Annotated in this window: 3 protein-coding genes; 1 reads left to right on the forward strand and 2 read right to left on the reverse strand. The window is 34.8% G+C overall.

The annotated features are described in order from the left end of the window. Positions 1 to 545: 545 nt before the first annotated feature. Entirely contained in the window at positions 546 to 899 is a 354-nt protein-coding gene (locus tag C7H79_RS16680) for a DsrE family protein (protein WP_106708360.1), read from the reverse strand. Between the two features lie 128 nt (positions 900 to 1,027). After that, positions 1,028 to 1,468 (reverse strand): hypothetical protein, encoded by a 441-nt coding sequence (locus C7H79_RS16685; RefSeq protein WP_242447355.1) that lies wholly within the window; start codon positions 1,466 to 1,468, stop codon positions 1,028 to 1,030. Positions 1,469 to 2,264: 796 nt separating this feature from the next. Between C7H79_RS16685 and C7H79_RS16690 the strand changes: the two genes are divergently transcribed. Further along, entirely contained in the window at positions 2,265 to 2,888 is a 624-nt protein-coding gene (locus tag C7H79_RS16690; protein ID WP_197714667.1) for a DUF3465 domain-containing protein, read from the forward strand. Positions 2,889 to 3,435: the final 547 nt, after the last annotated feature.

Genomic DNA, 3,435 nt, shown 5'->3' on the forward strand with positions numbered 1-3,435 from the left:
AAATGTATATCTATTTAATCTAATAGCAAAAAACTATGGAAAATCGCAATGTATTTTTTTCTAGAAAGATATAAAAAATTGTTTACTTCGAAATAGATTACGAGACTGCTAAGCTAACAGAATATTAGCGTTAATTTTAGCATAAATAATTCAGCGACCCTATACGAACAACGCCATCTATTTTCATCTGAAATTATGTAACATGTTGAGTGGAATATCATTCAGACGTTATCGGAATCTAGGGTAGTGGATTTTTGTAGCTTAAAATAAGATTACATAATTATAAAGACAACAATTTTAGGGTAGGGCATCCTGCAAGAATTAACATGGCAATACCTCGCAGACAATTGGATACCTAAAGATAACTTCGTAATAAGGTCAAACATTATTGTTATAAATAATCATAATACGAACTTTCCTCGAAGTGGAAATAGTGATAACCGACTCATCAGATGCTGTAAATCCAAATTGTATTTTCTCTATCTGATAGAATCCATTGACAAGTCTGTCAAAATAAATCAATTTCTTCAGAAGGCGGGCTCTAATTAAAAGCTGATGAATTTCGCGTCTGGCCGAGATACCTCTTGATGTAGATCATTCATGCCACCAAAAATAGCGGTCTTCACCAACATACTTTCTTGTATGGATCGAACTTCAGCACATGGTTTACACACAACAACCTGAGCGTTTGGATTGGTAAATAATTCCGCAAACTTTGAAGGTGGTCCGAAAGGAATCATTTTCTGATGAGCCCCATCAAGTGCAATAGTTACCGCATCGTGAAATAGCATAATCATTACTGTGTCTCCTGCTTGCAAAGCAGAAGCTCCAAATATGAACGGTAGTGCAGCGCGCGTAACATCCGTTGGGCCCCAAGTAGTAGAAATAACGTAGTGCATGCAATCTCCTAATTCGATTTAAATATTTTCAAAAATCCAACTATTTAAAACCACCAGCTATATTTACAAAATACTACCGTAAATAATCATCTGGAGAAACAGTGTTAAACCACATCGTGAGCAAAAGACTATGGTTTTTCAGTAGGGTTGGTTTTTTCCAACTGATGGCGAAACTCATCCAATTGCCGTATAAGTTGATTACTAAAGGATTTAATTTGGTTTTCAATCAACGGCATTTGCTGCTCTAACTTCTTGTTAATGACATCGCCAATTGCCCGCAGGCTATTAATAACCTCTCCGAAAGGCTGGACTGAAAGGTTATTGAGCGTTTGTCGATAATCTACTTTCCATAGATCGTTTTCTTTTAATAAAACAGTATCGAAAGATAAGAGATTATTGCTTTCGGGATTTTTTAGCGTTATAAAAGTTGCAACCTTCGCAGTGAGGCCATCAATGACAATTACGCCCGTCTCTAGTGACGCTCCCATAATATTTTCTTGTTTAGTTACAAGATATTGCGTCTCCAATGACGTGTGTTTTTTAGCGGATTCGAGATTGCCATTCGTCATCGCTTTCCAGAACGTTGTGGTAGCCTGTTCGGGGCTTAATATCGTCTGGCAACCGCTGAGTATGAATAATAGACTGAAAACTCCTGTCAATCTTGACGCCCAAGGTTTTGTGTAACTCCAATAAAAGATTTTTAATAGATTTTTATATGTCAGCATTGAAATCTCCAAGGTTACTCAAACTACAATCATAATCCTACAATTTCATTGAATTCATGCTCCTCAAATATTACACAACATCTGTTTTAGTTGATCTTAGCAGTACAGCAGGAAAATATCTGTTCCATTTCATTACATGCAATGAGATTTCTTGAGTCAATCCCTTTTTTTATATTGGTAGGGCACCAGATTCGAACTGAGGACCAACGGATTAAGACGCATGGTAACTTATTGTTACATTGCAAATATAAACGATAGTGATCGCCAATACACGTCATTAATCTTTATATTTGTCACATTCTCTTTTTCTTTCTGGAATGATTTAGAAAACAGTTTTCTATCTGCTCCGTGTAACTATCTATAGGTTTTTTTGTATTAAGCATGATTTAACTTACTGATCTAAAACCAGACACCAGGTTTGAGTTAGCCTGTCAAAGTAATCTTGCGTAGCACAGTTTGTGCTCCTAAAAATATCTACACAAGAGCAGAGCTGTTATGTGTCTTCAAAATAATACAGTATCATAATACTTTGCCGTTATATTTATGTGGAAACTGATTTGCCAGGTGTAAGCTTTTTATATTATGGAAATTACATCTTAATTATTGACAAATTATCTGTATTAAAAATTAACGGATGACGATGAAATTTACTGCTTTATTACTCTTGGTATTATCGCCGGCAATCGCATTTGCTGAGAATGATCTGATCAATAGCAACAAGTTATTTAATTTTGCGGAGAAATCGTATCCAGAGTTCTTTACACCTGAGGGAATGACAACTGTTGGTTTTAATGATTATTTGGTACGCTACTATTCTGACACTGGCAACTATATTGGAACCAAAGGCGGCGAAGTCTATGCCTATGGAGATGTTTTTAACGGATTACTAAAGGCCGGAGCAATTTCAGATTTTGTTGCACTAGAACCTGATGGGGATGAACTTTTAGAAAAATTATTTGCGGATGGTCAAAGTAATGTGCAAGTTTATGGAACTGGAACTGTAATTTCCATATTATCTGATGACCTTGATGGTAGTCGCCATCAACGATTTATCATTGAATTAGAATCAAAACAGACGTTGCTAATTTCGCACAATATCGATTTGTCGCCAAGAATTGATGCATTATCTTTAAATGATCAAATTGAGTTCTTGGGTGAGTATGAATGGAATGAGAAAGGTGGCGTAATTCATTGGACACATCATGATCCTGAGGGGATTCATGTAGATGGTTGGATCTTGCATAATAATGTTATTTATCAGTAACTAAAAATCAAGATAAACTCTCTTGCGATCTTTAAGAGGGTGATTGTGCGCTGATTCATATTATTTATGAATCTTGCATTGTGTTGACTTGCTGATTACGAAACATAGCTATAGGTATAAGATGCATGTTAATCAATTGCTTATAATTCTTACCAAGCATGAAAACAGTAGCTGTGCTACCACAAACAGTATTACTTGAAGCATAGTTTGGTACAAATTTGCCACAAACAATTTTGTGATCTTCTCGGCTCATTGGAAAACCATGAAGGCGGTGCCTAATAAATTAATATAATTAACTTTCTAATTATATTATGCTCATCAGTGCTTATTTACTCACTTTATAATTATGAAATTTGTTAAGTTTCTTTTTAACCATGATTTGAGGGGCGATATCAAATACAATGATGTGGTAATTGCAAGATATAATAAATAAAATTATAGAATACTGGTCTGCTGGTTCTGTTGCAAAAAATAAAAAATAGCTATATTTGAATTTTTACTAAATGTTTCTCAACATCTTTTAAATTCATTTTTTATCAAAAAACAT

It is taken from the genome of Nitrosomonas supralitoralis (assembly GCF_003011925.2).
Lineage (GTDB): Bacteria > Pseudomonadota > Gammaproteobacteria > Burkholderiales > Nitrosomonadaceae > Nitrosomonas > Nitrosomonas supralitoralis.